25 protein-coding genes, 1 other RNA gene and 1 pseudogene are annotated in these 25,961 nt (G+C 64.1%); 7 read left to right on the forward strand and 20 right to left on the reverse strand.

The window, feature by feature from the left end:
• Positions 1-5 precede the first annotated feature (5 nt).
• The 5 genes from mraZ to dksA form a co-directional block, all read right to left on the reverse strand.
• Complete coding sequence (gene mraZ / locus RQP54_RS02915) at positions 6-434, reverse strand: division/cell wall cluster transcriptional repressor MraZ (protein WP_315676669.1); 429 nt, start codon at positions 432-434, stop codon at positions 6-8.
• A gap of 313 nt (positions 435-747) precedes the next feature.
• Positions 748-2,082: an ATP-dependent protease ATPase subunit HslU gene (hslU, locus tag RQP54_RS02920; RefSeq protein ID WP_315676670.1), complete on the reverse strand. Its 1,335-nt coding sequence runs from the start codon at positions 2,080-2,082 to the stop codon at positions 748-750.
• A gap of 4 nt (positions 2,083-2,086) precedes the next feature.
• On the reverse strand, positions 2,087-2,632 hold the full coding sequence (hslV, locus tag RQP54_RS02925; protein WP_315676671.1) for an ATP-dependent protease subunit HslV: 546 nt from the start codon (positions 2,630-2,632) through the stop codon (positions 2,087-2,089).
• Positions 2,633-2,673: 41 nt separating this feature from the next.
• Positions 2,674-4,371 carry an STAS domain-containing protein gene (locus RQP54_RS02930; protein WP_315676672.1) on the reverse strand — a complete coding sequence of 566 codons (1,698 nt, stop codon included), beginning with the start codon at positions 4,369-4,371 and terminating at the stop codon, positions 2,674-2,676.
• Positions 4,372-4,424: 53 nt separating this feature from the next.
• Complete coding sequence (gene dksA, locus RQP54_RS02935) at positions 4,425-4,910, reverse strand: RNA polymerase-binding protein DksA (RefSeq protein ID WP_315676673.1); 486 nt, start codon at positions 4,908-4,910, stop codon at positions 4,425-4,427.
• Between the two features lie 10 nt (positions 4,911-4,920).
• Between dksA and RQP54_RS02940 the strand changes: the two genes are divergently transcribed.
• A complete protein-coding gene (locus tag RQP54_RS02940) occupies positions 4,921-5,532 on the forward strand; it encodes a hypothetical protein (protein WP_315676674.1) in 612 nt (203 codons plus the stop codon).
• A gap of 221 nt (positions 5,533-5,753) precedes the next feature.
• Here the strand turns inward: RQP54_RS02940 and RQP54_RS02945 are convergent, their stop codons facing one another.
• The 6 genes from RQP54_RS02945 to dapF all read right to left on the reverse strand — a co-directional run bounded on the left by RQP54_RS02945 (position 5,754) and on the right by dapF (position 11,008).
• Complete coding sequence (locus tag RQP54_RS02945) at positions 5,754-6,836, reverse strand: GTP-binding protein (protein ID WP_315676675.1); 1,083 nt, start codon at positions 6,834-6,836, stop codon at positions 5,754-5,756.
• Positions 6,837-6,910: 74 nt separating this feature from the next.
• Entirely contained in the window at positions 6,911-8,092 is a 1,182-nt protein-coding gene (locus RQP54_RS02950; RefSeq protein ID WP_315676676.1) for a class I SAM-dependent rRNA methyltransferase, read from the reverse strand.
• A gap of 22 nt (positions 8,093-8,114) precedes the next feature.
• The gene (locus RQP54_RS02955) at positions 8,115-8,426 is read right to left on the reverse strand and encodes a hypothetical protein (RefSeq protein ID WP_315676677.1); all 312 of its coding nucleotides are present in this window, start codon (positions 8,424-8,426) and stop codon (positions 8,115-8,117) included.
• A 40-nt stretch (positions 8,427-8,466) separates the two neighbouring features.
• The gene (locus RQP54_RS02960) at positions 8,467-9,423 is read right to left on the reverse strand and encodes a tyrosine recombinase XerC (RefSeq protein WP_315676678.1); all 957 of its coding nucleotides are present in this window, start codon (positions 9,421-9,423) and stop codon (positions 8,467-8,469) included.
• A 2-nt stretch (positions 9,424-9,425) separates the two neighbouring features.
• Positions 9,426-10,124: a DUF484 family protein gene (locus tag RQP54_RS02965; RefSeq protein WP_315676679.1), complete on the reverse strand. Its 699-nt coding sequence runs from the start codon at positions 10,122-10,124 to the stop codon at positions 9,426-9,428.
• Complete coding sequence (dapF, locus tag RQP54_RS02970) at positions 10,121-11,008, reverse strand: diaminopimelate epimerase (protein WP_315676680.1); 888 nt, start codon at positions 11,006-11,008, stop codon at positions 10,121-10,123. The genes RQP54_RS02965 and dapF overlap by 4 nt, the downstream gene beginning before the upstream one ends.
• A 108-nt stretch (positions 11,009-11,116) precedes the next feature.
• On the opposite strand from dapF, the pseudogene RQP54_RS02975 reads away from it, so the two are divergent.
• Positions 11,117-11,980 (forward strand): annotated as a pseudogene (locus RQP54_RS02975) (MBL fold metallo-hydrolase); the annotation flags it as partial.
• Positions 11,977-13,011: an RNA pseudouridine synthase gene (locus RQP54_RS02980; protein WP_315676681.1), complete on the forward strand. Its 1,035-nt coding sequence runs from the start codon at positions 11,977-11,979 to the stop codon at positions 13,009-13,011. The pseudogene RQP54_RS02975 and the gene RQP54_RS02980, both read left to right, overlap by 4 nt.
• 44 nt (positions 13,012-13,055) lie before the next feature.
• On the opposite strand, the gene RQP54_RS02985 is transcribed toward RQP54_RS02980, so the two are convergent.
• Positions 13,056-13,484, reverse strand: coding sequence for a CBS domain-containing protein (locus RQP54_RS02985; RefSeq protein WP_315676682.1), 429 nt, complete (start codon positions 13,482-13,484; stop codon positions 13,056-13,058).
• Between the two features lie 51 nt (positions 13,485-13,535).
• Positions 13,536-13,975: RNase P RNA component class A (gene rnpB / locus RQP54_RS02990), an RNA gene on the reverse strand.
• A 107-nt stretch (positions 13,976-14,082) separates the two neighbouring features.
• Between rnpB and cysK the strand changes: the two genes are divergently transcribed.
• The 4 genes from cysK (at position 14,083) to RQP54_RS03010 (ending at position 19,253) form a co-directional block, all read left to right on the forward strand.
• A complete protein-coding gene (gene cysK, locus RQP54_RS02995) occupies positions 14,083-15,000 on the forward strand; it encodes a cysteine synthase A (protein ID WP_315676683.1) in 918 nt (305 codons plus the stop codon).
• Between the two features lie 133 nt (positions 15,001-15,133).
• On the forward strand, positions 15,134-15,469 hold the full coding sequence (locus tag RQP54_RS03000; protein ID WP_315676684.1) for a cupin domain-containing protein: 336 nt from the start codon (positions 15,134-15,136) through the stop codon (positions 15,467-15,469).
• 74 nt (positions 15,470-15,543) lie between these two features.
• Positions 15,544-17,364: an NAD(P)/FAD-dependent oxidoreductase gene (locus RQP54_RS03005; protein WP_315676685.1), complete on the forward strand. Its 1,821-nt coding sequence runs from the start codon at positions 15,544-15,546 to the stop codon at positions 17,362-17,364.
• Positions 17,365-17,426: 62 nt separating this feature from the next.
• A complete protein-coding gene (locus RQP54_RS03010; RefSeq protein ID WP_315676686.1) occupies positions 17,427-19,253 on the forward strand; it encodes a diguanylate cyclase domain-containing protein in 1,827 nt (608 codons plus the stop codon).
• 48 nt (positions 19,254-19,301) lie between these two features.
• On the opposite strand, the gene htpX is transcribed toward RQP54_RS03010, so the two are convergent.
• The 7 genes from htpX to RQP54_RS03045 form a co-directional block, all read right to left on the reverse strand.
• Positions 19,302-20,180: a protease HtpX gene (htpX, locus tag RQP54_RS03015; RefSeq protein ID WP_315676687.1), complete on the reverse strand. Its 879-nt coding sequence runs from the start codon at positions 20,178-20,180 to the stop codon at positions 19,302-19,304.
• A 100-nt stretch (positions 20,181-20,280) separates the two neighbouring features.
• Positions 20,281-21,051: a DUF3025 domain-containing protein gene (locus tag RQP54_RS03020; protein WP_315676688.1), complete on the reverse strand. Its 771-nt coding sequence runs from the start codon at positions 21,049-21,051 to the stop codon at positions 20,281-20,283.
• Between the two features lie 15 nt (positions 21,052-21,066).
• Positions 21,067-22,098 carry a dihydroorotase gene (gene pyrC, locus RQP54_RS03025; protein WP_315676689.1) on the reverse strand — a complete coding sequence of 344 codons (1,032 nt, stop codon included), beginning with the start codon at positions 22,096-22,098 and terminating at the stop codon, positions 21,067-21,069.
• A gap of 24 nt (positions 22,099-22,122) precedes the next feature.
• Positions 22,123-23,091, reverse strand: coding sequence for a LysR substrate-binding domain-containing protein (locus tag RQP54_RS03030; RefSeq protein ID WP_315676690.1), 969 nt, complete (start codon positions 23,089-23,091; stop codon positions 22,123-22,125).
• A 31-nt stretch (positions 23,092-23,122) separates the two neighbouring features.
• Complete coding sequence (locus RQP54_RS03035; RefSeq protein WP_315676691.1) at positions 23,123-23,431, reverse strand: hypothetical protein; 309 nt, start codon at positions 23,429-23,431, stop codon at positions 23,123-23,125.
• Positions 23,428-24,033, reverse strand: coding sequence for a hypothetical protein (locus tag RQP54_RS03040; RefSeq protein ID WP_315676692.1), 606 nt, complete (start codon positions 24,031-24,033; stop codon positions 23,428-23,430). The genes RQP54_RS03035 and RQP54_RS03040 overlap by 4 nt, the downstream gene beginning before the upstream one ends.
• A gap of 64 nt (positions 24,034-24,097) precedes the next feature.
• A complete protein-coding gene (locus RQP54_RS03045) occupies positions 24,098-25,957 on the reverse strand; it encodes an ABC transporter ATP-binding protein/permease (protein ID WP_315676693.1) in 1,860 nt (619 codons plus the stop codon).
• Positions 25,958-25,961: the final 4 nt, after the last annotated feature.

A 25,961-nucleotide genomic window follows, 5' to 3' on the forward strand; every position in this document is an offset into this window, starting at 1 on the left:
ACGCCCTAGAAAGAGAAGTCCTTGAGCACATCAGGCATTTCGCCCTGCATGGCCTGCGCTTCCTGCGCCTCGTAGGTCGCCTTGTCCCACAACTCGAAGTAGCTCCCCATACCCAGCAGCACGGCATCCTTTTCGATGCCCGCCGCCACACGCAACTCCGGGGAAATCAATACCCGCCCAGTGCCATCGACTTCGACATCCATGGCATTGCCCAGAAAAATGCGCTTCCACCATTGCGCCGACATGGGAAGGGCAGCGATCTTGTCGCGGAACTCCTCCCAGGCGGGACGGGGGAATACCATCAGGCAGCCATGAGGGTGCTTGGTGATGGTCAACTGGCCTGCCGCATTCGCGCTCAAGACGTCACGGTGCCGGGTAGGCACGCTAAGCCTTCCCTTGGCATCGAGACTGAGAGACGAAGCGCCTTGGAACACGAGTCAACCCTTGAGTTTTTGCTGGTTGAGGTGAAAAGCAACAGACGGCACTTTTCACCACTAATTTGCACTTTTTTGCACTTTATCAGCAAATGCCATGTTTGCAACAGGGTCAGTTGCAAATTTTTTCAATGAAATCAATGACTTACGCGCGATTCCAAACAAAATTCAAAACCAAAAATCCTTGTAGATTAAGGACTTAGCGCGCGCACTGAATGTGATACCTGAAGGATTTGCAGGCACTGCAGCAGGCAATAAAAAACGCTGCGGGCCCGTGGCCGGCAGCGTTGCAAGGGAACTGGCACGCGCCCTGTCAGAGAATGTAGCGGGAGAGATCCTCGTTCTGGCTGAGCTCCCCCAGTCGGGCATTGACGTAGGCGGCGTCGATCCGAATGGTCTGCCCCCGCAATCCGGCCGCATTGAAACTCACTTCATCAAGCAATCGCTCCATGACGGTCGCCAAACGACGCGCACCGATGTTTTCGGTCCGCTCGTTGACCTCGTAGGCGATGTGCGCCAACCGGGTAACCCCATCGGGAACAAACTCTAGAGACACTTCTTCAGTGGCCAGCAACGCTTGGTATTGCCGCACCAACGAAGCATGGGTTTGGGTCAGGATGGACTCAAAATCCTGCACCGACAAGCTCTGAAGTTCGACGCGAATGGGAAAACGCCCCTGAAGTTCCGGGATCAGGTCACTGGGCTTGCTCAGGTGGAAAGCGCCCGAAGCAATGAACAAAATGTGGTCAGTCCTGACCATACCGTACTTGGTACTCACGGTAGTGCCCTCCACCAGCGGCAGCAAGTCACGCTGAACGCCTTGGCGCGACACTTCACCGGACGAGGCACCGTCGCTGCGCGACGTCACCTTGTCGATTTCATCAATGAAAACAATGCCGCTTTGCTCCAATGCGGCCAAGGCTTGCGCCTTGATGTCCTCTTCATTGACCAACTTGGCTGCCTCTTCATCGGCCAACAGTTTCTGTGCCTCTCCAATGCGCAGCTTTCGGGTCTGGCGCTTGCTCTGTCCCATTTGCCCAAACAACCCGCGCAACTGTTCTGTCATTTCCTCCATGCCCGGCGGTCCCATGACCTCCAACTGGGGGCTCGGTTGCGCCATCTCGATCTCGATTTCATGGTCATCGAGGGTGCCCTCACGCAGCTTCTTGCGAAACACCTGCCGCGCTGTGTTTTCCGGTTGCTCCTGCGTTGCGAATCCAAAGTCTGATCGCGCTGGGGGCACCAGCACGTCAAGGATACGCTCCTCTGCCGCATCCTGGGCACGTGCACGCATGGCATCCTTGGCTTGCTGGCGTGCCTGCTTGACCGCTATCTCCGCCAGGTCCCGGATGATGCTGTCCACATCCTTGCCCACATAGCCGACTTCGGTGAACTTGGTGGCCTCGACCTTGATGAACGGCGCATCAGCCAAGCGCGCCAGACGTCGCGCAATCTCGGTCTTGCCCACCCCGGTGGGACCGATCATCAGAATGTTCTTGGGCGTGATCTCGGCCCGCAGTTCAGATGCCACCTGCTGTCGCCGCCAACGGTTGCGCAGGGCGATCGCCACCGCACGCTTGGCACCCTGCTGACCCACGATGTGCTTGTCCAACTCCGCAACGATTTCCTGGGGTGTCAACGCCGCCATGGTCTCAAAGGCTTTCTATGGTGTGGTTCATGTTCGTGTAGATGCACAGTTCCCCGGCAATCTCCAGGGAACGCTTGACGATGTCCGCGGGCACCAAGTCCGTGTGCTGAATCAGCGCGAGTGCCGCCGACTGGGCGTAGGCCCCCCCGGATCCGATGGCGACAATGCCGTTCTCCGGCTCCAGCACATCGCCATTTCCCGTGATGATGAGGGAGCAGTCCTTGTCAGCCACCGCCAACATGGCTTCCAGTCGACGCAACACGCGGTCTGTGCGCCAGTCCTTGGTGAGTTCGATGGCGGCACGTGCGAGATGCCCCTGGTGCTTTTCCAGCTTGGCCTCAAACCGTTCGAAGAGGGTAAATGCGTCGGCCGTGGCGCCCGCAAAACCTGCCAGGACCTTCCCATGGTAGAGCTTGCGTACCTTGCGCGCGGTTCCCTTGACCACGATGTTGCCCAGAGTGACCTGACCATCACCTCCGATGGCGACCTGCGCACTGTCGCCACTGCCGCGGCGCACACACACGATGGTGGTTCCGTGAAACTGTTCCATAAAGTGAAGAAATAGGACAACGCCCCGGAAGTACGGGGGACTCAGACGCCGCGGGGGATCACACGGGCATGCTCATTGATGCCGATCACGTTGAAGAACGCGGCCACCAGTCGATGGACCTGCACCAACTGGATGGTACGGCCTGCACTTTGTTGGGTTGCGACCCAGTTCAGAATGCTTCCTGCAGCGGCAAAATCCACCCGAACCAGGCTGGCACATGACACCACTGCAACCGGCTTGCCCTCGATCGCGCTCAGCAGAGCGCCCAGCGCCTCACTCGCATCACCAGACAACACGCCTGCCAACGCCCCATCCGGTACCGCCGTGTCGGTTGCTGCATCGAATCGTACAGGTACCGTATGCATCGGGGCCGTCACGGTTGTTGCTGCACCATCGTCCGCCACTTCCACGGCGGCAAACTGACAGGCTGCAGGCATCCAGGGCGGCGGAGCCACCTCGAAGGTGACACAGTAATCGAGGGCTGCCAATTCAAAGTCATCCATGCGCTGCATGACACGCAGCGCATCCAGCCGCAACACCCACAATTCATGCGGTACCGAGCGATCCGATGTCGGCGTCAGACCACGCAATACGCCAACCAACGCCTCGACACCACTGAACTCCACCGCCACGGGCTCGGTACACAGACTGCCGAACAAGGCACCCAGCAGTGCCTGTGCGTCTGCAGCCACCGTCTGAATAGCAGACCAATCCAGACGCCAGGGCATAGGGCTGGATGAGAGCACAGCACGCAAATGCTCCATGGCACTTTGGTCGAGCAGTGACGGGCAGTGCCACAGCGGTGAGCCTGGCGACAACGCCCCTACGGGATCCGCCCCAGACATACCGGGCTCTGCAGGCTCCCGATAATCCGCCCATGCGGGACGCATGGATGGGAATCGCCAGGAAAACTCCAGCACTGCCTGGTCAAATCCGGGACGATTGCCAGTCGCCCGGTACAGGTCCAGCAAGGCGGTCAGCCATGACAACGCGACTTCCGTCTCGCCCGGCTGCGAACGCAAGGCCTCCAGCAACACCGACTCTGCACCACCGTCGTCCGAGTTGGCAAAACGAATGGCCGCCTCTTCCAGCTCGGGATCGGTGGTCATGTCCTGGGCTTCGGTCGCAAAAAGCTGGCTGGTGGAAAAGCCCGCCCCCATATCCGGGCCAGCAGGGTCTTGCCGCGCGAGGCCCGTGCCCACGACCGTCGCAACCATCCCGGATGCCACCTGCGTGGCGGCAAATTCGTCGGCACCGGCAGCGGGCACCGCTGGCTGGGTCGCGGGAAATTGGGTGGGCGGGGACTGGGTCGTTGACGGCACCCCGACCTGTGACTCAACGGCACCGGCCTGGGGGGCGGCTGGTGCATCCGCAGCGCCTTCAGCCTTGCCCTTCCACCACTGCTTGGACATCTGCGCTTCGATCTCGTCGATCTTCTTAAGCGTCAATGCCCGAGCGTCGGGATCGGTGACGGAGCTGCTTTGGAACATCGAAGGACGCACTTGGGCGACCTCGCCATTGGCCTGGCTCTTGCGCAACTTTCGCAACTGGTCGAACTCGCGCCGGCGCACGAAATCATTCTGCCGCTTACGCTCGATAGCGGCCTTGAGCGCGCTGCGGTCATAGCCGCTTTGCATCAAGGTATCCGGATTGTCCAGCTCCGACCAGTCCTTGGTCGGATTCTTGACAAACAGAGCCACCTTGGACAAGAGATTGGGACGATCGTCTTTGGTGGACATGCTGGTCACTCTAGCGCATGGGAAGGGAATGCACAAACACCCCCACGTTTCGCTCAGTCTCCGTACATCTTCTGCTTGAGCTCACGACGCTGCTGCGCCTCCAGCGACAACGTCGCCGTGGGACGCGCCAGCAAGCGCCCGACACCGATGGGTTCACCGGTTTCGTCGCAATAGCCATAGTCACCGGCATCGATGCGAGCGATGGACATCTCGATCTTCTTGAGCAGCTTGCGTTCGCGGTCGCGGGTGCGCAATTCCAGTGCATGCTCTTCTTCAATGGTGGCGCGGTCGGCCGGATCGGGCACGATGGAAGTGTCTTCACGCAGGTGCTCGGTCGTCTCACCGGCGTTGTTCAAGATACCCTGCTTGAGCAACACCAGACGGTGCCGGAAGGCTGCCAACTGGGCATCGTTCATGTACTCCGAATCCGGCATGGCCATCAGTTCAGCGTCAGTGAGCTTTTCGGGCGCCGTGGTTTTCCAGTTGTTCGCGAGCTTGGGGTCTTTCTTGATCGAAGCAGAGGAAACAGGAGCTATCACAGGAACGTCTTTGTATGGAGTGAAACTGGCCTTGGCCGCCGTGGAGGCAACCGATGGAGCCATGGAAGGTACGGTGACTTGCGCCAACCGGGAAGAAGGCCGTGGGCTCTTCGCGGGGACAGGCGCCGAAGCCGTTGGCGTCGCCTTGGGCGCTACCGGGGGCGCAGGTACGGAAACGGGAGCGATTGTAGCAGCGACCTTCGTCCCGGCCTTCGCAGGCGCCTTCACCACCGCTGCGGCAGCGGTCTTGGGTGTGGCAGTGACCGCCGCCTTGGCGGTGGGTTTGGCGGAAGCTTTTGCTGGCGCTTTGGCTGCCGGTTTCACCACGGCCTTGACGGCAGGTTTCGCCGTGGGCTTGCTGCCTGTCTTGGCAGCGGGCTTGGGCGCTGGCTTCGCTGTCGCTTTGACGGGGGCGGCCTTGGCTGTCGACTTGGCGGGCGCTTTCGCGCTTGGCTTGGGCGCCGGCTTCGTGCTGGTTTTGGGCACGGCTTTTACCGCAGGTTTCGCAGCAGGTTTTTTTGCTGCAGTGGCCGCCCGCGCCTTGGTGGCGGGGGTCGCCTTGGCCGCCGCCTTCTTGGCCGGGGGTGCGCTCGATTTCTTCACGTCTTGTCTCCTGGCCTGAGGGCCTTCGCCTGGTTCGGACGCCGCAGGGCGCGCTGCCGGGGCTTTGGTTTTTGAGCTGGACCGATTCGATTCGGCGCGCGAGTGTACAGACTTCCCGGAAGGGAATCCCATCAGTTGCAAAAGCGAGACAATCATTTCTCTCCCATTTCACGCGCCGTGAGCGCCTACCCTATTGCACTTGGCCTACAGCAGCTTGACAGCGCCACCGTGCCTCTTCTTTTAAACCAGTGACTGCTCCAAACCCTGCAGCAGGATGTCCTTGGGCAGGTCAATGCCAATGAACACCATCTTGCTCATGCGCTGCTCCTGCGCCCCCCAGGCCGGGCCCAGATCCGAGCCCATCAGCTGGTGCACACCCTGGAAAATCACTTTTTTCTCCGTCCCCTTCATATAGAGGACACCCTTGTAGCGCAGCATGCGCGGGCCATAGACGTTGACGATGGCGCCCAGAAAATCCTCCAATTTGGCTGGATCAAAGGGCCGCTCGGAGCGGAACACGAAGCTCTTGACGTCGTCATCGTGGTGATGGTGGTGCCCATGACCGGGGTGGTTGCAATGTTCCCCATGCGCATGGTCATGCCCTTCGTGGCCATGGTCATGGTCACAGTGGTCATGGTCGCCATGGCTGTGGTCGTGCTTACCTTCAGGCTGCAGGAAATCGGGGTCGATGTCGAGCTTGGCGTTCAGATTGAAGCCACGCAGGTCCAACACGTCCTTCAAGGCCACCTCGCCAAAGTGCACCACCTGTTGGGGCGCACGCGGGTTCATGTGCTTGAGTCGGTGCTGCAGTTCGGCCAACTCGGACGGGGACACCAGATCGGCCTTGCTGATGAACAGGTGGTCGGCAAAACCGACTTGGCGGCGCGCCTCCTGGCGGTCGTCGAGTTGCTGCGGCGCGTGCTTGGCATCGACCAGGGTCAGCACGGCATCGAGCAGGTAGGTCTCGGCCACTTCGTCGTCCATGAAGAAAGTCTGGATCACGGGGCCCGGGTCAGCCAGCCCCGTGGTTTCGATCACCACGCGCTCGAAATCCAGCAGGCCCTGGCGCTTCTTGGCTGCCAGCAGTTGCAGCGTGGCACGCAGGTCGTCGCGGATGGTGCAGCAGATGCAGCCATTGCTCATCTGGATGATCTGCTCGTTGGTGTCCGACACCAGAATGTCGTTGTCGATGTTCTCTTCGCCGAACTCGTTCTCGATGACGGCGATCTTCTGGCCATGGGCCTCGCTGAGCACCCGTTTGAGAAGCGTCGTTTTGCCGGAGCCCAGGAAACCGGTCAGGATGGTGGCGGGAATGAGAGACATGCGCGGAACCCAAAAACGAAGCAATTGGGGAGTGTAGCGGGCAAATCAAGCCCCTCCCGGCAGGCGCCAGCGGCTTATTTGCGCATGACCACCAGGCCCTTGAGGTACTCCCCTTCGGGAAAGGCCACCGTCATCGGGTGGTCCACGGCGGCGCCAGTGCGCTCCAGGATGTAAGCGTCCACTTGTGCGTCGCAGCCCGCCGATGCGACGATCTTGTGGAACAGGTCGCCACTGATACCGCCGGAACAGGAGTAGGTGAACAGCACGCCACCGGGCTCCAGCAGCTTGAAGGCCAGCCGGTTGATGTCCTTGTAGGCCCTGGCCGCACGCTCGGCGTGGGCCGCGGTGGGCGCGAATTTTGGGGGGTCGAGCACGATGGCATCAAAGGTACGGCCCTCGGCACCGAAGCGGCGCAGGCTGGCGTTGACGTCGGCATCCAGAAAATCGGCCCGCGCTGCATCAAACCCGTTCAGGGCCACATTGGCACGCGCTTTCTCGATCGCGACACCGCTGGAGTCGATGGACGTGACGTGGGCGGCACCACCGGCCAGGGCCGCCACCGTGAATCCGCCCGTGTAGCAGTAGCAGTTGAGCGCGCGCTGGAACTGCAGGCGTTGCGCATAGCGGGCGAACAACTGGCGGCTGTCGCGCTGGTCGAGGTAGAAGCCCGTCTTGTGGCCCTCGGCAATGTTGAGCGCAAGCTTCCACTGGTGCTCGCGCAGCTCCAGTTCCACCGGGCCCTCCCCGCGCAGCCACCCGGTCACCTCGGGCAAGCCTTCCAGGGCGCGGCTGCTCGCATCGGAGCGCTCATACAGTTCGGTCAGGCCTGTTTCAGCCAGCAAGGCGTCGGCAATGACTGTCTTCCAGCGCTCGACCCCGGCCGAGGTGAACTGCGCCACCAAGGTGTCGCCGTAGCGGTCGACGATCAGGCCCGGCAAGCCATCCGACTCGCCATGGATCAGCCGAACGCCATCACTTTTTATATCAAATCGACCTCTAGCCCGCACGGAACGTGCGATTGCCGCTACGAAAAACGCAGCATCTATGCGCTGCTTTTCGTCAAAGCTCCAGGCCCGGGCGCGGATTTTCGATTCCGGGCTGAACGCGGCCCAGCACAGGAACTGCCCGCTGGCGGACTCCACCCGCACCGTTTCCCCCTTATCGCCACCGCCTTTGGCGATGGCCGATTCGAAGATCCAGGGGTGGTGGCGCAGCAAAGACTTTTCCTTGCCATCGCGCAGGCGGATGGTTTTCATGGGGGCAGAGATGGAAGAGGAATCAGTAGGTCACAGCCATCGCGGGCACGTCGATGCGGATGGACGGCTTGCCCAGCATCACGGACACGGCCTGCGCGAAGTGGTGCGACCACACCGGATCGACGTACATGGCCGGATCGGCCGCTTCGGCCACGCGCAGCACCTTGTCGGCCGACAGCACCTTGCCACTGGCGCGCAGGGGCTCGCAGTCCAGTGCCACGAACTGGCCGTCGAGCCAGTCGCGCGCTTCTTCGCGGGTCATGGGGGTGGCATCGTCCAGTGCAAGCTGGAATTCCTGTTGCTTGTGCAGGATGACGTGGATTTGCTGACGCATGGTGGTTCCCTTCAGGTGTCGTGGATTCAGGTCAATGGCGTTATTTTCGCGCCTTTGCGCGCGGGTGGGCGGCGTCGTAGGCGCGGGCCAGGTGCTGGAAGTCGAGCCGGGTGTAGACCTGGGTGGTGCTGATGTTCGCGTGGCCCAGCAGTTCCTGCACCGCCCGCAGGTCCCCACTGGACTGCAGCACGTGGCTGGCAAACGAGTGGCGCAGCATGTGCGGATGCACCGGTGCAGCCAGCCCGGCCAGCTGGCTACGCCGGCGCAGGCGCTGCCACACCGACTGCGGCGTCAGGCGCGTGCCCCGCCGCCCCGTGAACAGCGCGGCATGGGCGTCCTGCTCGGTGGCGTGTACCGGCACGGACCCGCCGGTTCCACGCAGCTGCAACCAGCGCCGCAAGGCAACCAGGGCTGCCTGACCCACCGGCACGATGCGCCGCTTGGACCCCTTGCCCAGTACATGGGCCTGGGCGCCTTCAATATCGATCCAGCCTTTGGCGGAATTGCTGGCATGCACATCCAGCCCCACCAGTTCCCCCACGCGCAGACCGCTGCCGTAGAGCAATTCCACCATGGCGCTGTCGCGAGCTTCGAGCCAGGGGTCATCCACTTCCGATTCGAAGTCGGCCAGCTGCACGGCGTCATCCACCCCGAGCGCCTTGGGCAGCGGCTTGGGCGCCTTGGGTGCCTTCACGGTGGAGACCGGGTTGGCGGCGATCAGGCCTTCGTGTCCGGCCCAGGTGTAGAACCCCCGCCAGCCCGACAGGATGAGCGCGATGCCACGACCGCTGCGCCCCCCGCTGTGCATCTGCGCCACCCAGCGGCGCACATGGTGGGGCTGCACCTGCAGCACGTCGACGCCTGCCTGCGCCGCAAAACTTTGGAGCTTTTCGAGGTCCAGCGTATAGAGACTGAGTGTGCGCTCGGCCAGACGCTTGTCCACCCGCACATGCGCCAGGTAGCGGGCGATGCAGTCGGGGGTGGACGAGCCGGACACGGTCAGCGCATCGTGGACAAGGCGGCGCTGGCGATCTCGCCGATGCGGGCCAGGAAGTCGGTTCCCAGGTTGCTGTTGAAACGGGTGGCGTCGCTGGAGGCGAGCACCAGCATGCCGAAGGCCGCACCTGGGGCACCATCGTTGGACAGACGCAGCGGAACCAGCGCCAGCGAGGCCACGGACTGCGGATCCGACAGCCAACTGACGGCCTCGAAGCCGGTATTGAGCCCGCAGAACGGTTCGGTCAGGCTGTTGGCGAACAGCTTGGCATCGTCGCTCACGGGCTTGGCAAAGTCTTCACCGGCGTGGGTAGCGGCCACGTCCCACAGACGCAGGCCCACCTGCGGCACCGAGAACTGCATGGTCAGCTCCAGCACCAGGTGCTCGGGCAGGGACAGCCCGGCGGGCTTGACGAACAGGCTACGCGTCCAGCGCAGGATCTTGTCGGACAGCAGCACGTTCTCGTTGCCGTTGCGCACCATGTCCATGATGCGGTGTTCCAGGCCCTTGATCTTCTCGCGCAACATTTCAGCCTGGCGTTCCTGCAGGCTTACCGCACGGTTGCCGTGCGGGCTGGTGAGCTGCACCGCTGCCAGCAACTCGGCATGGCGCTGGAAGAAGTCTGGCGTGATGCTCAGGTAGTGGGCGATGTCGTCTTCGGTGATGGGGTTGGCCAGGGCCGGTGGGGTGGTTTGTGTCATAGGGAGTCGGGAAGCTCGATAACGCCTTGGAAAACAGTGGTGGCCGGACCGGTCATGCGTACCGGCGCGGACAAGTCGCCCTGGGCACCGGCCCAGGCAATGGTGAGTACGCCGCCACGGGTCTGCACGTCCACCCGTGCATCCAGCAGCCCCAGACGCATGCCCGCAACTGCCGCGGCACAGGCTCCGGTGCCGCAAGCCAGGGTTTCGCCCACGCCGCGCTCGTACACGCGCAGGGCGACGTGACTGCGGTCAATGACCTGCAGGAAGCCCACGTTCACGCCTTGCGGGAAGTAGCCGCTTTGCTGAACGGCCGGCCCCAGCGTGGCGACGTCAACGGTCTCCACGCTGTCCACGAGCAACACTGCGTGCGGATTGCCCATGGATACAGTCGCTACCAAAACAGGAGCAGCCTGCGCAGTATTGTCAAGGGCCAGAGGCCATTTTTGCCATTCACCCACGGCCACTGGCTGGGCTCCACGCGGGTCGAAGGGGATGTCAGCCGGCGCGAACACCGGCGCACCCATGTCCACCGTGACTCGGCCATCGGGTGTGAGTTCGGGCGAGATGACGCCTTTTTGCGTCTTGACGCGCAACACGTCCTTGGTGGTCAGGCCCTTGTCGCGCACGAAGCGGGCAAAGCAGCGCGAGCCATTGCCGCACTGCTCGACCTCGGCGCCATCGGCGTTGTGGATGATGTATTCGAAGTCAATGCCCTCGGCCGGCGAGGGGCGTACGGTCAGGATCTGGTCGGCGCCGACGCCGAAGTGGCGGTCGCCCAGGAAGCGGTAATGCGCCGCCGTCAGACCCAGGCGGCCGCGGGTCTCGTCCAGCACGACAAAGTCGTTGCCGGCACCCTGCATTTTGGTGAACTCGATGCGCATGAAGCCATTATCCGGGATTGTCCGCTGTGTCCGCGTCCACAGGCCAGCGGCATGCCGCACAATCCCGCCATGTCTTCCCTCCGCCCCGCCATCGACGACTCCACCCCCTGGCAGCACGAGACCGCGGTGCGCCTGAGCCCCCGGGTGCAGCGCCTCACCGCCCCCAACCCCGGCATGATGACCGGCCCCGGCACCAACAGCTACCTGATCGGCACGCCTCTCAGTGGCTTCGTCGTGGTGGATCCCGGCCCGGCCCTGGCTGAGCACATTCAGCGCCTGTGGCAGGCCTGCCCCCACCCCGACGGCGCAGGTGGTCACATCGTGGCCATTGTCTGCACCCATTCGCACGCCGACCATGCGCCGGGTGCGTGGCCCCTGCAAGCCCTGTGCCCCCACCGTCCACCGGTGCTGGGTTTGCCCAGCGCCCCCACAGCTCGGGCCAACAGCCAGTTCACCCCCGACCGGACGCTACAAAATGGTGAGCGTATTGCGCTGGTTTCATCGGGGCCAGAGGGCGATTCGAGCCACATCGAGGTGCTGTACACCCCGGGCCATGCGGCCAACCATGTGTGCCTGCTGGTCGAGGAGGATGGCCTGCTGCTCAGCGGCGACCACATCCTCAACGGCAGCACCACGGTGATCGACCCACCCGACGGCCACATGGGCGACTACCTGCACAGTCTGGACCAGCTGGCGGCGCTCTGCAGCCGTCACGGCGTGCGCACCATCCTGCCCGCCCACGGCAACGTGCTCAACGACGCGCTGGGCACCATCGCCCAACTCAAGACCCACCGTCTCAAGCGCGAAGCCAAGGTGCTGGCGGCGATGCAGTCCCTCCCCGCCGGATCGCCCCAGGAATGGGTGCCCCTGGCCTACCAGGACGTCGACCAGCGCCTGTGGCCGCTCGCGCTGCGTTCACTGCTAGCCCACGTGGAGCACCTGCGCGAAACCCACCAGGCCCCCACACCATGACCGATCGCAAGACCCTCTCCCTGCCAAAGCGCCCGCAAGCTGTGGCCATTCCCGTTGCCACTGCCAAGGCAGCACCGAAAAAAACAGCGCCCGCCAGCGCGCCGCGTACGGCTGCGCCCTCCGCAAGCGGCCACCCACCCCGCCCCATACGCCCGGCCACACCCAGCAGTGCCAAGCCCGCTGCGGCTCGCCGAGCTGCGCCCGCCGGTGCAGCCACGCATGCACAGGGACGCAAACCCGCCCCCGCCGCACCGCGCGTGGCGGGTGAGCGACTGTCCAAGCGGGTGATGCAACTCAAGGGCTGCTCGCGCAACGAAGCCGAGCAGTACATCACCAGTGGGTTCGTGCGCGTGGACGGCGTGGTCGTCGAAGATCCGCCCGTGCGCGTGGCAGAAACTGCCGTCGTGACGATTAGCCCCGACGCGACGCTGCTGGCGCCCCAGGCGTTCACCTTTGTGGTGAACAAACCGCCGCAGTGGCTTGACGGCGTCGACGACGATGAAGACACACCCTCTGCCCGCCGGGCCAAGGCGCCGCCCAGCGCCCGCACCCTGCTGGTGGCGGGAAAGCAGTGGGCGCAGGGGCCTGCGCAGCAGGCCTTCCTCAAGCGCCACACCCTGCACCTGGAAGCCAGCGTGCCGCTCGAACCCGGCGCCAGCGGCCTGGTGGTGTTCACACAGGATTGGCGTATCACGCGCAAGCTTGAAGAGCACCTGGGCGAGATGGAACACGAATACATGGTCGATGTCGCGCAGGCCGTGTCAGCCGATCAGCTTCAGGCCATCACGCGCCTGCTCAAGGACCCGCGCGAGCAGTTGCCAGTCGCCAAGGCCAGCATCAGCTCCAGCACACCCACGAGCACGCGGCTGCGCTTTGCCGTGAAGGGCGCACACCCGGGCTTGATCGCCTACGTACTGGGGAAAGTGGGGCTGCCGATTGCAGCCATGCAGCGCACGCGCCTGGGGCGCATTGCCCTGGGTTCGCTGCCGGTAGGCCAGTGGCGCTACCTGGCTGCGTTCGAGAAATTCTGAAGCGGCACAGGGGGGCGGGGCACCCAATGCCCCCTGTATTCAATTCAACCGCTGATGTAGTGCTGCAGGAAGCTGATGGTCAGCTCATGGTCTGCAATGATGTCGTTCATGATGTCGCGGATCGAGATCATGCCCAGCACCTTGTTTCCCTCCATCACCGGCAGGTGGCGTATCTTCTTCTGGCTCATCAGGGCCATGCAGTCCCGGGTATCGGTCTGGGGCGAGACGGTCACGACGTTGGCAGTCATGATGTCCTTGACCAGCGTGTCGCGTGAAGACTTTCCAGCCAGGGCGATCTTGCGGGTGTAGTCGCGCTCGGAGAACACGCCCACCAGCCGGCCGTTGTCCAGCACCATCATGGCACCCACGTCATGATCAGCCAAGCGGCGCAGGGCTTCGAACACACTGTCCTGAGGAGCCAGGCTGAATACCGTGCCCTCGCGCTTTTTCAAGAGTTCTGCAATGGCTCGCATGGTGCACCTCCGTGAATAGTGAATTCAGGGATCAACCATACCGCAAAAAAAGTGTGAAGCCCACCGATAAGCCGGATTCTGTGCATGCGGGTTTCCCCGCATGTGACCACCATTAATCTGGGCCGCCAGTCACCTGGACGGCTCGATGCCACCTACCCGCACACTCCGGGGGCCCCGTCAACGTGTGCCTACTTGGTGTTGCTGCGCGTAGAGATTGCCCGTTTCACCCGAAATGGGCAGAGCCCATTTCGGGCGGCTATGCGCTCCCGGTTGCCCGGGGCACGGCTTGCGCCGCGCTGCACGCATAGAACACCCCATGGGTTGTCCAGATCGACTCGTCTCTGTTGCTCTGATCCTCACCTTAGGGCCCCGCACTTGCGCACGGGGCTTGTCGGTGGGCAGCCGTTAGCTGCTACGCTGCCCGATGCAGTCCGGACTTTCCTCCAGTGCGGCCTTCCGGCGCTTGCACCAGCGGTGGTCTGGCGGGCTTCACAAGCGGGATTATCGCCTGCCACTGGCTAGCGGCATATCCATATGCCCGAACCGGTAGATCAAATCGCGCAGAATGACAACCTTGTTCTGTCAAGGAGACCGCCCCATGAAAGCCGACAACATCCTGCAAACCATTGGCAACACCCCCCACGTACGCATCAACCGCCTGTTTGGCGCCAGCCACAACGTCTGGGTCAAGTCCGAACGAAGCAATCCTGGCGGCTCCATCAAGGACCGCATTGCGCTGGCCATGATCGAGGACGCCGAGAAGAGCGGCGCGCTCAAGCCCGGCGCCACCATCATCGAGCCCACCTCGGGCAATACCGGCGTGGGCCTGGCCATGGTGGCCGCCGTGAAAGGCTACAAGCTCATCCTGGTGATGCCCGACAGCATGTCCATCGAGCGCCGCCGACTGATGCTCGCCTACGGTGCCAGCTTTGACCTGACGCCGCGCGAAAAGGGCATGAAGGGCGCCATTGCCCGTGCCCAGGAACTGGCCGAACAGACCCCGGGGGCGTGGATTCCACAGCAGTTCGAGAACCCCGCAAACATCGACGTGCACGTGCGCACCACGGCCCAGGAGATCCTGGCCGACTTCCCCGAAGGGTTGGACGCCATCATCACTGGCGTCGGCACGGGGGGCCACATCAGCGGCGTCGCGACGGTTTTGAAGAAGCAGTGGCCGCAACTGAAGGTGTTTGCTGTCGAACCTGCTGCATCCCCGGTCATTTCCGGCGGCGCACCCTCGCCCCACCCGATCCAGGGCATTGGCGCCGGTTTCATCCCCAAGAACCTCAAGACCGAACTGCTCGACGGCGTGATCCAGGTCGACGCCGAACCCGCCCGCGAGATGGCACGCCGTTGCGCCCGCGAGGAAGGCATGCTGGTAGGCATCTCCAGCGGCGCCACCCTGGCGGCCATAGCCCAGAAACTGCCCGAACTGCCCGCGGGAGCCAAGGTGCTGGGCTTCAACTACGACACCGGGGAACGTTATCTGTCGGTGGAAGGCTTCTTGCCGAACTGAGTGACAGTGGTGACCGCGCGCCAACCGTGGCGCTGCGGGCACTGGCGCGAAAGCGCAATTGGCGTTACAACCATGGCCTGTGGTGGCGCATCGGCACTGCGCCCGCCGAACCAGCCCAAAAAAGGGGGAGACCATGGCACTTGAACACCTTCCCTCCGGCGTCAAGACCCGACTGGCGCCGCTGGGCGCAGGGCTGCCCCTGGCACGCACCGAGGCCTTGCTCAAGAGCAGCCAGCTCGAAGTGGTGCGTGTGGTGCTGCAGCAGGGCAAAACCATGCGCGAACACAAGGCCCCCGGTGAAATCACCGTGCTGTGTCTCGAAGGTCGACTGGCACTCTCCACGCCACAAGTCCGCCACGAGATGGAATCAGGCGACTTTCTGCACCTGGAGGCAGGTGTACCGCACGCGCTGGAAGGACTGACCGATACCTCGGCCCTGGTAACCATGGTGATTCACCCATCCGTCTGAACGCACGACGGGCGCAGCCCGATTGCGCCAGGTTTTATCATCGTGGCCTTGCTTGATCACCACGAGCCCGACCGATGATTAGACTGACCGAACTCAAACTCCCGCTATCCGCCCTGCCCGTCGAGGTGCGCCGTGCGGCCGATGCCCCCACCGAAACCGAAGCCGACCGGGCCCCCGTTGCCCACCCGGTCGCGGCACTGACCCGTCTGGCGGCCCAGGCATTGGGCGTCGCGCCGGAAGCCATCGCCCGACTCACGGTCTTCAAGCGTAGCTTCGACGCACGCAAGGCGGAACTGCTGGCGGTCTACATCGTCGACCTGGAACTCACGCAACCCGACAGCGAGCCCGCGCTGCTCGCACGGTTCGAGAAGCACCCCCACATCGGCCCTACGCCGGACATGGCCTACCGTTTCGTCGGCCAGGCTCCGGCCGGCTTTGGTGCGCAGGAGGGCGAGCGCCCGGTGGTGGTGGGCTTTGGCCCCTGCGGCATGCTGGCCGCACTGGTGCTGGCGCAGATGGGTCTGAAGCCCATCGTGCTGGAGCGCGGCAAGACCGTGCGCCAACGCACCAAGGACACCTGGGGACTGTGGCGCAAGAAACAGCTCAACCCCAACAGCAACGTGCAGTTCGGCGAAGGCGGTGCCGGCACCTTTTCCGACGGCAAGCTCTACAGCCAGATCAAGGACCCGCGATTCCTGGGCCGCAAGGTGATGGACGAGTTCGTGAACTGCGGCGCTCCACCGGAAATCCTGTACGAAGCGCACCCGCACATCGGCACCTTCAAGCTGGTCAAGGTGGTGGAAGGCATCCGCGAGCAGATCGAGTCGCTCGGCGGCGAGATCCGCTTCGAGCACCAGGTGACCGACTTGCTCCTGAATCGGGAGCGCTCTACGCAACAGGTAAGCGGGCTGGAGGTCGAAAACATAGTCGACGGCAGCCGCAGCGTGTTGCCCTGCCGAAACGTCGTCATGGCCCTGGGCCACAGCGCCCGCGACAGCTTTGCCATGCTGTACGAGCGCGGTGTGGCCATGCAGGCCAAGCCGTTCTCGGTGGGCTTTCGCATTGAGCACCCCCAAAGCGTGATTGACCGCGCCCGCTGGGGCAAGCATGCCGGTCACCCCCTGCTGGGCGCTGCCGACTACAAGCTGGTGCACCACGCTGCCAATGGCCGCGCGGTCTACAGCTTCTGCATGTGCCCGGGCGGCACGGTGGTAGCCGCCACCAGCGAGCCCGGCCGCGTGGTCACCAACGGCATGAGCCAGTATTCGCGCGCCGAACGCAATGCCAATGCCGCCATGGTGGTGGGCATCGAACCGGCCGACTACCCGCAGGACGAGGCGGCCTTCGTGCAGGCCTGGGGACCCGAGCGTGGCGCGCGCTACGCCGAAGAAGCGGCCCAGATGCGGCGCCAGAACCCGCAGGCCACCCACCCGCTCGCGGGGGTCAACCTGCAGCGCGCACTGGAAAGCCGTGCCTTCGTGCTCGGCGGCGAATGCTACGAAGCGCCGGGGCAGCGCGTGGGGGACTTCCTGGCGGAAAAACCCTCCACGGCCGTGGGCGAGGTCATTCCCTCGTACAAGCCGGGCGTGCGCTGGGGCGACCTGGCGCCGGCCCTACCCGCCTATGCCATCGAGGCACTGCGCGAAGCGCTGCCGGTGTTCGGTCGCAAGATCAAGGGCTTTGACATGCCCGACGCTGTGCTCACCGGCGTAGAGACGCGCACATCCAGCCCCATCAAGATCCCCCGCGGCGAAGATCTGCAGTGCACGAATGTGCGCGGGCTCTACCCGGCCGGGGAAGGTGCCAGCTACGCCGGGGGCATCCTGTCGGCCGGGGTCGACGGCATCCGCGTCGCCGAAGCGGTTGCCCGCGCCATCCTGCACACCCAAGGCTAGCCAAGCACCCGACCACTCCATACAATGCGGGGTATACCCCTGCACCGTTGGAGCTTGTCGGCGTGTTCCTTCCCCGGTTTTTCAGTGACCCTGATGAAATCGCCTGGCTGCGCGAGCACAAGTCATTGGCACGCTACATCGTGGTCGGCGCCGCAGCACTCTTCCTGTCGTACGCGCTCGTCGACAACTACATCACCCCCTACTCCTTCGAGAGAACCTGGCTATGGCGCCTCCTGGGCGCCCTGATGTGCCTGAGCACCCTTTGGAGCCTAGAAGAGTCGCGTCTGTCACGCTGGGCCATTGCCCACTTCACACTGGCCAGCTCCAGCGTCATTGCCATCGTCTGCCTGATCTTCCTGCAATTGCTGCGGCAACCGGCGATCGCGCTGGCCTCGTTGATGCAGTGCTTCATGCTGATGGCCATGCTGGGCCCCTTGCGCTCGTTGACCTGGGCGGGCTCCCTTGTGGCCGCACTCGCATTCAATGCCGGGCTGTACGCTGCAAACGCCGACCTCCAGACCGTGGTGCTGCACAACGTCTTCATCGTGTTCGGGGTTTCGGTGCTGCTGTCGACCAGCCATGCTGCGCACCGCAACTACCGCCAACAACGTAGCCTGCAACAGTTGGCGCAGGACCAGGCCCGCATCGTGGAACATGCCTCGGACGCCATCATTGCCTGTGATAGTCGGGGCAGGGTCACGAGCTGGAACCATGGGGCCACACAGATCTTCGGCTACGGTGTCGCCGGAGCCATGGGCAAACCATTGGACATGCTGTTTTCCCCCGGCAGCCACACGCTGGACAGCCAGCGCCTACGACAGACCCTGAAAGGGGAAACCACGGAACCTTTCCAGTCGCGCTGGCTCGACGCCCTGGCACGCGAGATCGACGTGACCGTCACGATGTCCCCCTTGGAAGCCTCGAACGCCTACGCCGCAGGTGTGTCGGTCATTGCGCAGGACATCACACTGCTGCTGCACGCAGAGCGGCGACTGCGCGAAAAGGACAGCCAGTTCCGCACGGCCATCGAGACCAGCCGCGAGGGGTTCTGGGCCGCTGACCAGCACGGCCGTCTGATCGACGTCAACCAGGCCTATTGCCGCATGTCCGGCTATGCCCGCGCCGAACTGCTGACCATGCACATTGAGGCACTGGAAGCTGCCGAGAATCCGGAAGAGACACGCCAACACATCGAAACCGTGATGCGCAAGGGCTACGACAGCTTCGAAACCCAGCACCGACGCGCCGATGGCAGCGTGTGGCCCGCAGAAGTCAACGTCAACTACACCGACCTGAATGGAGGGCGCTTCTACGTCTTCATCCGCGACCTGACCGAGCGCAAGCGCGTCGAAGCATTGGCCTGGCGTCAGGCCAACTTCGACCTGCTGACCCAGTTGCCCAACCGCGCCTTGCTATTTGACCGCCTGGAAAAGGCCTGTGCCCAGGCCAGCCGCCAGAGCCAGAACGTGGCCCTGTTATTTGCCGATCTCGATGGCTTCAAGCAGGTCAACGACCAGCACGGCCACGCGGCGGGCGACGCCGTGCTGCAGGAAGTCGCACAGCGCTGGGAAACCTGCGTGCGCTCGGCAGACACCCTGGCGCGCCTCGGCGGTGACGAATTCGCCGTGGTGCTGGGCGGTGGCATCGACCATGACTCGGCGGCAACCACGGCCCAAAAGCTCATCGATGTACTTCGGGCCCCCATTGTCCTGCCCAACGGCGCCGTGGCGACCGTGGGTGCCAGCATCGGCATTGCCACCTTCCCGCTGGACGCGCGCAGCATGGATGCCCTGCTCTCCCGCGCCGATGCCGCGATGTACACCAGCAAACGCAAGGGCAAGAACACCTACTCTTTTGCCGATCAGCCCCCAGTGGCAGCCCAGGCATGAAAAAACCGCCCGAAGGCGGTTTTTTCATGGGTGAGACCGACGGCGCGATTACTGGCTGTTCTGCAAGGCAGCAATGCGCTCCTCGATCGGCGGGTGGGTCGAGAACAGTTGACCGATACCACCGGCAATGCCCATGGCCGCGACGCTCTTGGGCAGTTCACCTGGGGTCATGCCGCCCAGTCGGGCCAGGGCATTCACCATGGGTTGCTTGCGGCCCAGCAACTGGGCCGAGCCGGCGTCGGCGCGGAACTCGCGCTGGCGGCTGAACCAGGCCACGATGATGGCGGCCACGAAGCCCAGCACGATGTCGAGCACCAGCGTGGTCACCATGTAACCGATACCGGGGCCGCTGCTTTCGCGGTCGTCGCCCTTGCGCAGGAAGCTGTCCACGGCGTAACCGATGACACGGCTCAGGAACACCACAAAGGTGTTCATCACGCCCTGGATCAGGGTCATGGTGACCATGTCGCCATTGGCGATGTGGGCCACTTCGTGACCGATCACCGCCTCGATCTCCTCGGCCGTCATGCCGCGCAGCAGGCCGTCGGACACGGCCACCAGGGCGGAGTTCTTGAAGGCGCCAGTGGCGAAGGCATTGGGTTCGCCCTCGAAGATGGCCACTTCGGGCATGCCGATACCGGCCTTCTGGGCCAGTTTCTGAACCGTGCCCACGATCCAGGCTTCATCGGCGTTCTGGGGTTGCTCGATCACGCGCAGACCCGGCGTCGTCCATTTGGCCATGGGCTTGCTGATGAGCAAGGAAATGGTGGCACCACCGAAACCCATGATCAGGGCGAAGCCCAGCAGGGCCGACAGGTTCAGGCCATTGGCGGTCAGGTGGCGGTTCACGCCCAGCAGGCTGGCCACCACCCCCAACACCAGCACCACGGCCAGGTTGGTCAATACAAACAGAACAATGCGTTTCATGGTTTCCTTCTCAGATCCGACGGAAAACGACGGACTCAGGCGCGAATGGTAGGGGCGGTGCGCCGAATTTCAAGAAATGCACCCTACAGGCCCAGGGAGTTTACGGGCTTTGCGGTGCCACCTGCCGCGGCGGACGGAACACCCCGGGGTCCGCATAGAACGCCGGGTCTTCGTTGTCCGCACACCACCCCGGCACCCCCAGCACCGGCAGGTGGACGAAAGGCTTGCGTGCCAGCAGATCGGCGTCCAACGTGGCGGCCAGCCAAGCGTCGAGATCCGCTATCTCTTTCATAGCTGACGGCGCACGGAATACGTGGGCCGTGATGGCTTTTCGCGGAAAAACCAGCTTCTCGGTCAGGGCATGACCGAACAGGATCAACCGGCTCTGGCTCCACAGGCTGCGCAGACCGCTGAAAACCGCCGCCCAGTCCTTGGCTGCCAGGGCCTCCCACAGCGCATCCGGCGCCTGCAGCAGGGCCACGTTCTCGTCGAACAGGGTCAGGGCGTCGCGCGCCGGGCCGCGCTCGGGGGCCACGCCCAGTGCAGCAATCTGCTGTGCCTGCTGCACATTGAGCCGCTTCTTGGCGAGCGGAAAGCGCATCCAGCACAGGGCATTGAAGAAGTCGTGCAGCCCTTCGCGTGTGGGCACGCAACCGGTCTCGAAGATGTGCTGCTCGTAGGCGGTACCGGCGGGCAGCTCGGCCTGGGCAATGAAACGCACCGGCGCCAGGCCCGCCTCATTGAGTACGTGCGGCTGCGGCACCCCGGCCAACACCCGCTGCGCAAGCCGTTCACCCGGGTCACGCCAGAAGTCGAGCCAGGGTGCGGACCAGTCGATGTGGTCCAGCGTGACGATGACGCTAGACGCCATGCGCGTGAAGTCCGTCTACACCAGCTTCCACGCCAGCGCTTCGCCAGCCGCCAGGGGCTTGAGCGTAGCCTCACCGAAGGCAAAGCTTTGCGGCGGCGTCCAGCTCTCGCGTTTGAGCGTGATGGTGCCCTGGTTGCGCGGCAGGCCGTAGAAGTCGGCGCCATGGAAGCTGGCAAAGCCTTCGAGCTTGTCCAGCGCGCCCGCAGCATCAAAGGCGTGGGCGTACAGCTCCATGGCAGCGTGGGCGGTATAGCAACCGGCGCAGCCCGTGGCGTGCTCCTTCAGGTGCACGGCATGCGGGGCGCTGTCGGTGCCCAGGAAGAACTTGGGCGATCCACTGGTGGCGGCGGCCACCAGGGCCTGGCGGTGGGTCTCGCGCTTCAGGACCGGCAGGCAGTAGTAGTGCGGGCGGATGCCGCCGGTGAAGATGGCATTGCGGTTGTAGAGCAGGTGGTGGGCCGTGAGGCTGGCTGCCGTGAACCGGTCGGCCTCGGCGACGTACTGGGCTGCCTCCTTGGTGGTGATGTGCTCGAACACGATCTTGAGTTCGGGGAAGTCGCGGCGCAGCGGGATCAGCTGGGTGTCGATGAACACCGCTTCACGGTCGAACAGGTCGATGTCGGGGCTGGTCACCTCGCCGTGCACCAGCAGCAGCAGACCGGCCTTCTGCATGGCCTCCAGCGTCTTGTAGGTCTTGCGGATGTCGGTCACGCCCGCGTCGCTGTTGGTGGTGGCACCCGCCGGGTAGAGCTTGCAGGCCACCACGCCCGCGTTCTTGGCCCGGGCAATCTCCTCGGCCGGCAGGTTGTCGGTGAGATACAGGGTCATCAGCGGTTCGAACTGCATACCGGCAGGCACTGCCGCCTGGATGCGGGCCTTGTAGGCCAGTGCCTGCTCGGCCGTGGTCACCGGCGGCTTGAGGTTGGGCATGATGATGGCGCGGCCGAACTGCGCGGCGGTATGCGGCACCACGGTGTTCAGGGCAGCACCGTCGCGCACATGCAGGTGCCAGTCGTCGGGGCGGGTAATGGTCAGGGTAGCGGTCATATCAAATTCCAGGAAGGGACAGCGTCAAGCCGTCTTGGGGGGGTGTTGGGTACTGAGGAATTCCCACAGCGTCTGGGCATTGCGCTTCGGGACGCCGTGGACAGTGGCGCTGCTGCGCGTGTGTTCCTGCTTGATGGGGCGCTCGCGGTAGGCGCGCACCTCCATGGTGATCTGCAGACCGGTAGCACCGGAAGGCAGGGCACTGACCAGCTTCTTGGCGCGCAGGTCCTTCTTGACCGCACTGTAGGGCAGGAAGGCGATGCCATGGCCTTCGAGCGCCATGGCGCGCAGGCCTTCGGCCATGTCGGTCTCATAGACCTGCTCGACATGGATCGGCGTCGGCGCGTCACGCAGGATGAGGCTGACCATCTGCCCCAGGTAGGCGCCCGGCGCATAGCCCAGGTAGGGCAGCGGCTGGCCGCTGCGGCCGGGCAGCTGGAACAGGGGCGCACCCTTGGCATCGGGCTTCACATAGGGTGCCAGGGTTTCCTCGCCCAGGCTCACCATCTCATAGCGGTCCGCGTCCAGCTGGTAGGGCTGGGAGGGGTGGTGGTAGGCAATGAGCAGGTCACAGCTGCCTTCCACCAGGCGCAGCACGGCGTCGTGCACGTTGAGCGCAATGAGGCGGCTCTTGATGGGGCCGAACTTCTCGCGCAGCCCGGACACCCAAGCTGGGAAGAAGGTGAAGGCCAGCGTGTGCGGCACGGCAAACTCGATCACGTCCTGCCCGGCCGTGGTGTGCACGCGCAGCATGGTGCGGGTGCTCTGCAGTGCCTGCAGGATTTCCAGCGACTGGCCGTACAGGGTCTCGCCCGCAGGGGTGAGGCGCGTGGGGTAGGAGCTGCGGTCCACCAAGTCGGTGCCTGCCCAGGCCTCCAGCGACTGGATGCGGCGCGAAAATGCAGGCTGGGTGACATGGCGCAACTGGGCCGAGCGACTGAAACTGCGCGTTTCCGCCAGCGAAACAAAGTCTTCGAGCCATTTGGTTTCCATGGGGGGTGATTATCGCCTCCCCCTCGCTGGATCAAGGCCGTTGCAGGGCGACGCGAATGCGCGCAATGGTGTCGTCCATGGAGGCATGGGCCGACACTTCCAGCCCCAAAGAGCGGGCAATCTGGTTGACCCGCGCCGGGTTGAGTGGCATGCCGCCCGCATCAATGGCGGCAATCAATGCACGCGCCTGCTCCCGCTCTGCCGACACCGCGGCCTCCACCTTCTGCTGGGCTTCCACGTTGCCGGCTTCCTGACCCTGCCCCGTGCGCGGATGCACGACCACCCCATACAGGCGCGAGAGCGCCTGGCTGATGCGGGCATTCTTGCGCGGATCGGTCACAGGGCCACCATGCGCTGGTAGGCGCTGCGGGTATCGCTCGCCACGGTCTCCAGCACCTGGGCATAGGTAGTCTGGTGCCGCGCCAGCAGCCGGGCGCTCGCTGTGGTCTTGGAGCGACAGAACCAGTGGCAGGTGTGCTGCAGCAGGAACAGTTCAGCACAGACCACACGCGCCCGGTCGCGGCGCGACAGTCCACCGGCGTTGTCCAGGGCGCTGCGCAGCTGCAGCGCATGCAGGCGCAGGGCATCGCGCATGTCGAAACACGCGCTCGGCATCAGCGCCGTGGCAAACGGCAGGTAGATCGGCCACTTGCCGACCCGCACCAAGGGCGACTGCACCTGGGCAAAGTCATCGGCCAGACGCTGCAGTTGCTGGGCCAGCGTTCTCTCCTTCTCACCCAGCATTTCCCACAGCAGTTCCTTGCGCTGGGCATCCTCCTCACCCATGGCGCGCAGGTAGCCCTCGCACAGGTCCTCCATCAGGGTTTCGATGCGGTAGCGGCCCAGGTGGGCCCCCAGCAGCGCGATGCGCGCGAACTGTTGTTTCTGCTTGACGAAGTACAGCACTGCCAGCAGCAGTGCCAGGAAGGTCAGGTTAGGCATAGGTCGTCGCTATCCAATATATAGCTGCTCACGCAATGTTTCCATGGGTTGGAGGCCCATTTTGTTACGAATCGCTGTCGGCGTCGGCACTCTGCTGCAGCGCCCACATGGCCGCATAGCGCCCACCCTGCGCCAGCAGCGCGGCGTGCGAGCCGCGCTCGATGATGCGGCCTGCCTCCATCACCAGGATCTCGTGGGCGTCCACCACGGTGGACAGGCGGTGGGCAATGACCAGGGTGGTCTTGTTGCGCGACACCCCGGCCAGCTCGGCCTGGATGGCGCGCTCGTTGGCACTGTCCAGCGCGCTGGTGGCTTCGTCGAAGATCAGGATGGGCGGGTTCTTCAGCAGGGTGCGTGCAATGGCCACGCGCTGCTTTTCGCCACCCGAGAGCTTGAGCCCTCGCTCGCCCACCATGGTGTCGTAGCCCTTGGGCGTGGAGGCAATGAAGTCATGGATGTGCGCCGAACGCGCCGCCTGTTCCACCTCGGCACGGCTGGCCCCGGGGCGGCCGTAGGCAATGTTGTATTCCACCGTGTCGTTGAACAGCACCGTGTCCTGCGGCACGATGCCGATGGCGCGACGCACCGAGGCCTGGGTGACCGCGCGGATGTCCTGCCCGGCGATCAGGATCCGGCCGCAACCGCTGCCATCCACATGCGGCGTGACATCGTAGAAACGGTACAGCAAGCGTGCCATGGTGGACTTGCCCGAGCCGCTGGGGCCGACCACGGCCACGGTCTTGCCGGCAGGGATCTCGAAGCTGATGTGGTGCAGGATGGGGCGCGCCGGGTCGTAGGCGAACGAGACGTCCTCGAAGCGAAGCGACGCCCCGCCCACGCCGCTGTCCAGGCGCAGGTCGGTGGCACCGGGTGCATCGGCGACCTCGCGTTCGCGCTCCATCAGCACGAACATCTTGTCCAGGTCGGTCAGGCTCTGCTTGATCTCGCGGTAGATCACGCCCAGGAAGTTGAGCGGAATGTAGATCTGGATCATGAAGGCGTTGACCATGACCAGGTCGCCCAGGGTCATGTGGCCCTGCACCACGCCTTCGGTGGCACGCCACAGCATGGCCACCAGCCCCACGGCGATGATGGCCTGCTGCCCACCATTGAGCAGCGACAGCGTGGTCTGCGCCTTGAGCCGGGCCCGGCGCAGCCGCTCCAGGCTCTGGTCATAGCGCTTGGCTTCGAACGCCTCATTGCCGAAGTACTTGACGGTCTCGTAGTTCAGCAGCGAGTCGATCGCCTTGGTGTGGGCCGCCGAGTCGAACTCGTTGGCTTCGCGGCGGAACTGGGTGCGCCACTCGGTGATCTTGACCGTGAACAGAATGTAGGCCACCAGCGCCGCGAGCGTGATCCAGACGTAGGCCATGTCGAACTTGGCACCCAGCACGGCCAGCACCAGAGCCACCTCGATCAGGGTGGGGACGATGGAAAACAGCGAATAGGAGATCAGCGACTCGATGCCGCGCACCCCGCGTTCGATGTCGCGCGTCATGCCCCCGGTCTGGCGCTCCAGGTGAAAGCGCAGGCTCAGGGCATGCAGGTGCTCGAAGGTCTGCAGCGCGATCTGCCGTGCAGCCCCCTGCGTGGCCTTGGCAAACACCAGCTCGCGCAGTTCGGTGAACAGCGAAGCCGAGAAACGCAGCGCACCGTAGGCCAGCAGCAGACCGACCGGCACCACCAGCAGCGCGGCCTTCTGGGGGTCGCTGCCCGCGGTCATGCTGTCCACCAGGTTCTTGAGCAGCACCGGCACCCCCACGTTGGCCAGCTTGGCCGCGATCATCAGCACCAGGGCCGCGCCGACGCGCCATTTGTACTGCCACAGGTAGGGCAGCAGGCGGCGCACGGTCTGCGCATCGGATCGCACAGCGTTGGGGTCGGTGGGGGTGGGCGCGGGAAGGGAGTGGGAAAGCGAGCGCATCAGA

The sequence above is a fragment of the Curvibacter sp. APW13 genome (assembly GCF_032337135.1).
Taxonomy (GTDB): Bacteria; Pseudomonadota; Gammaproteobacteria; order Burkholderiales; family Burkholderiaceae_C; genus Allorhodoferax.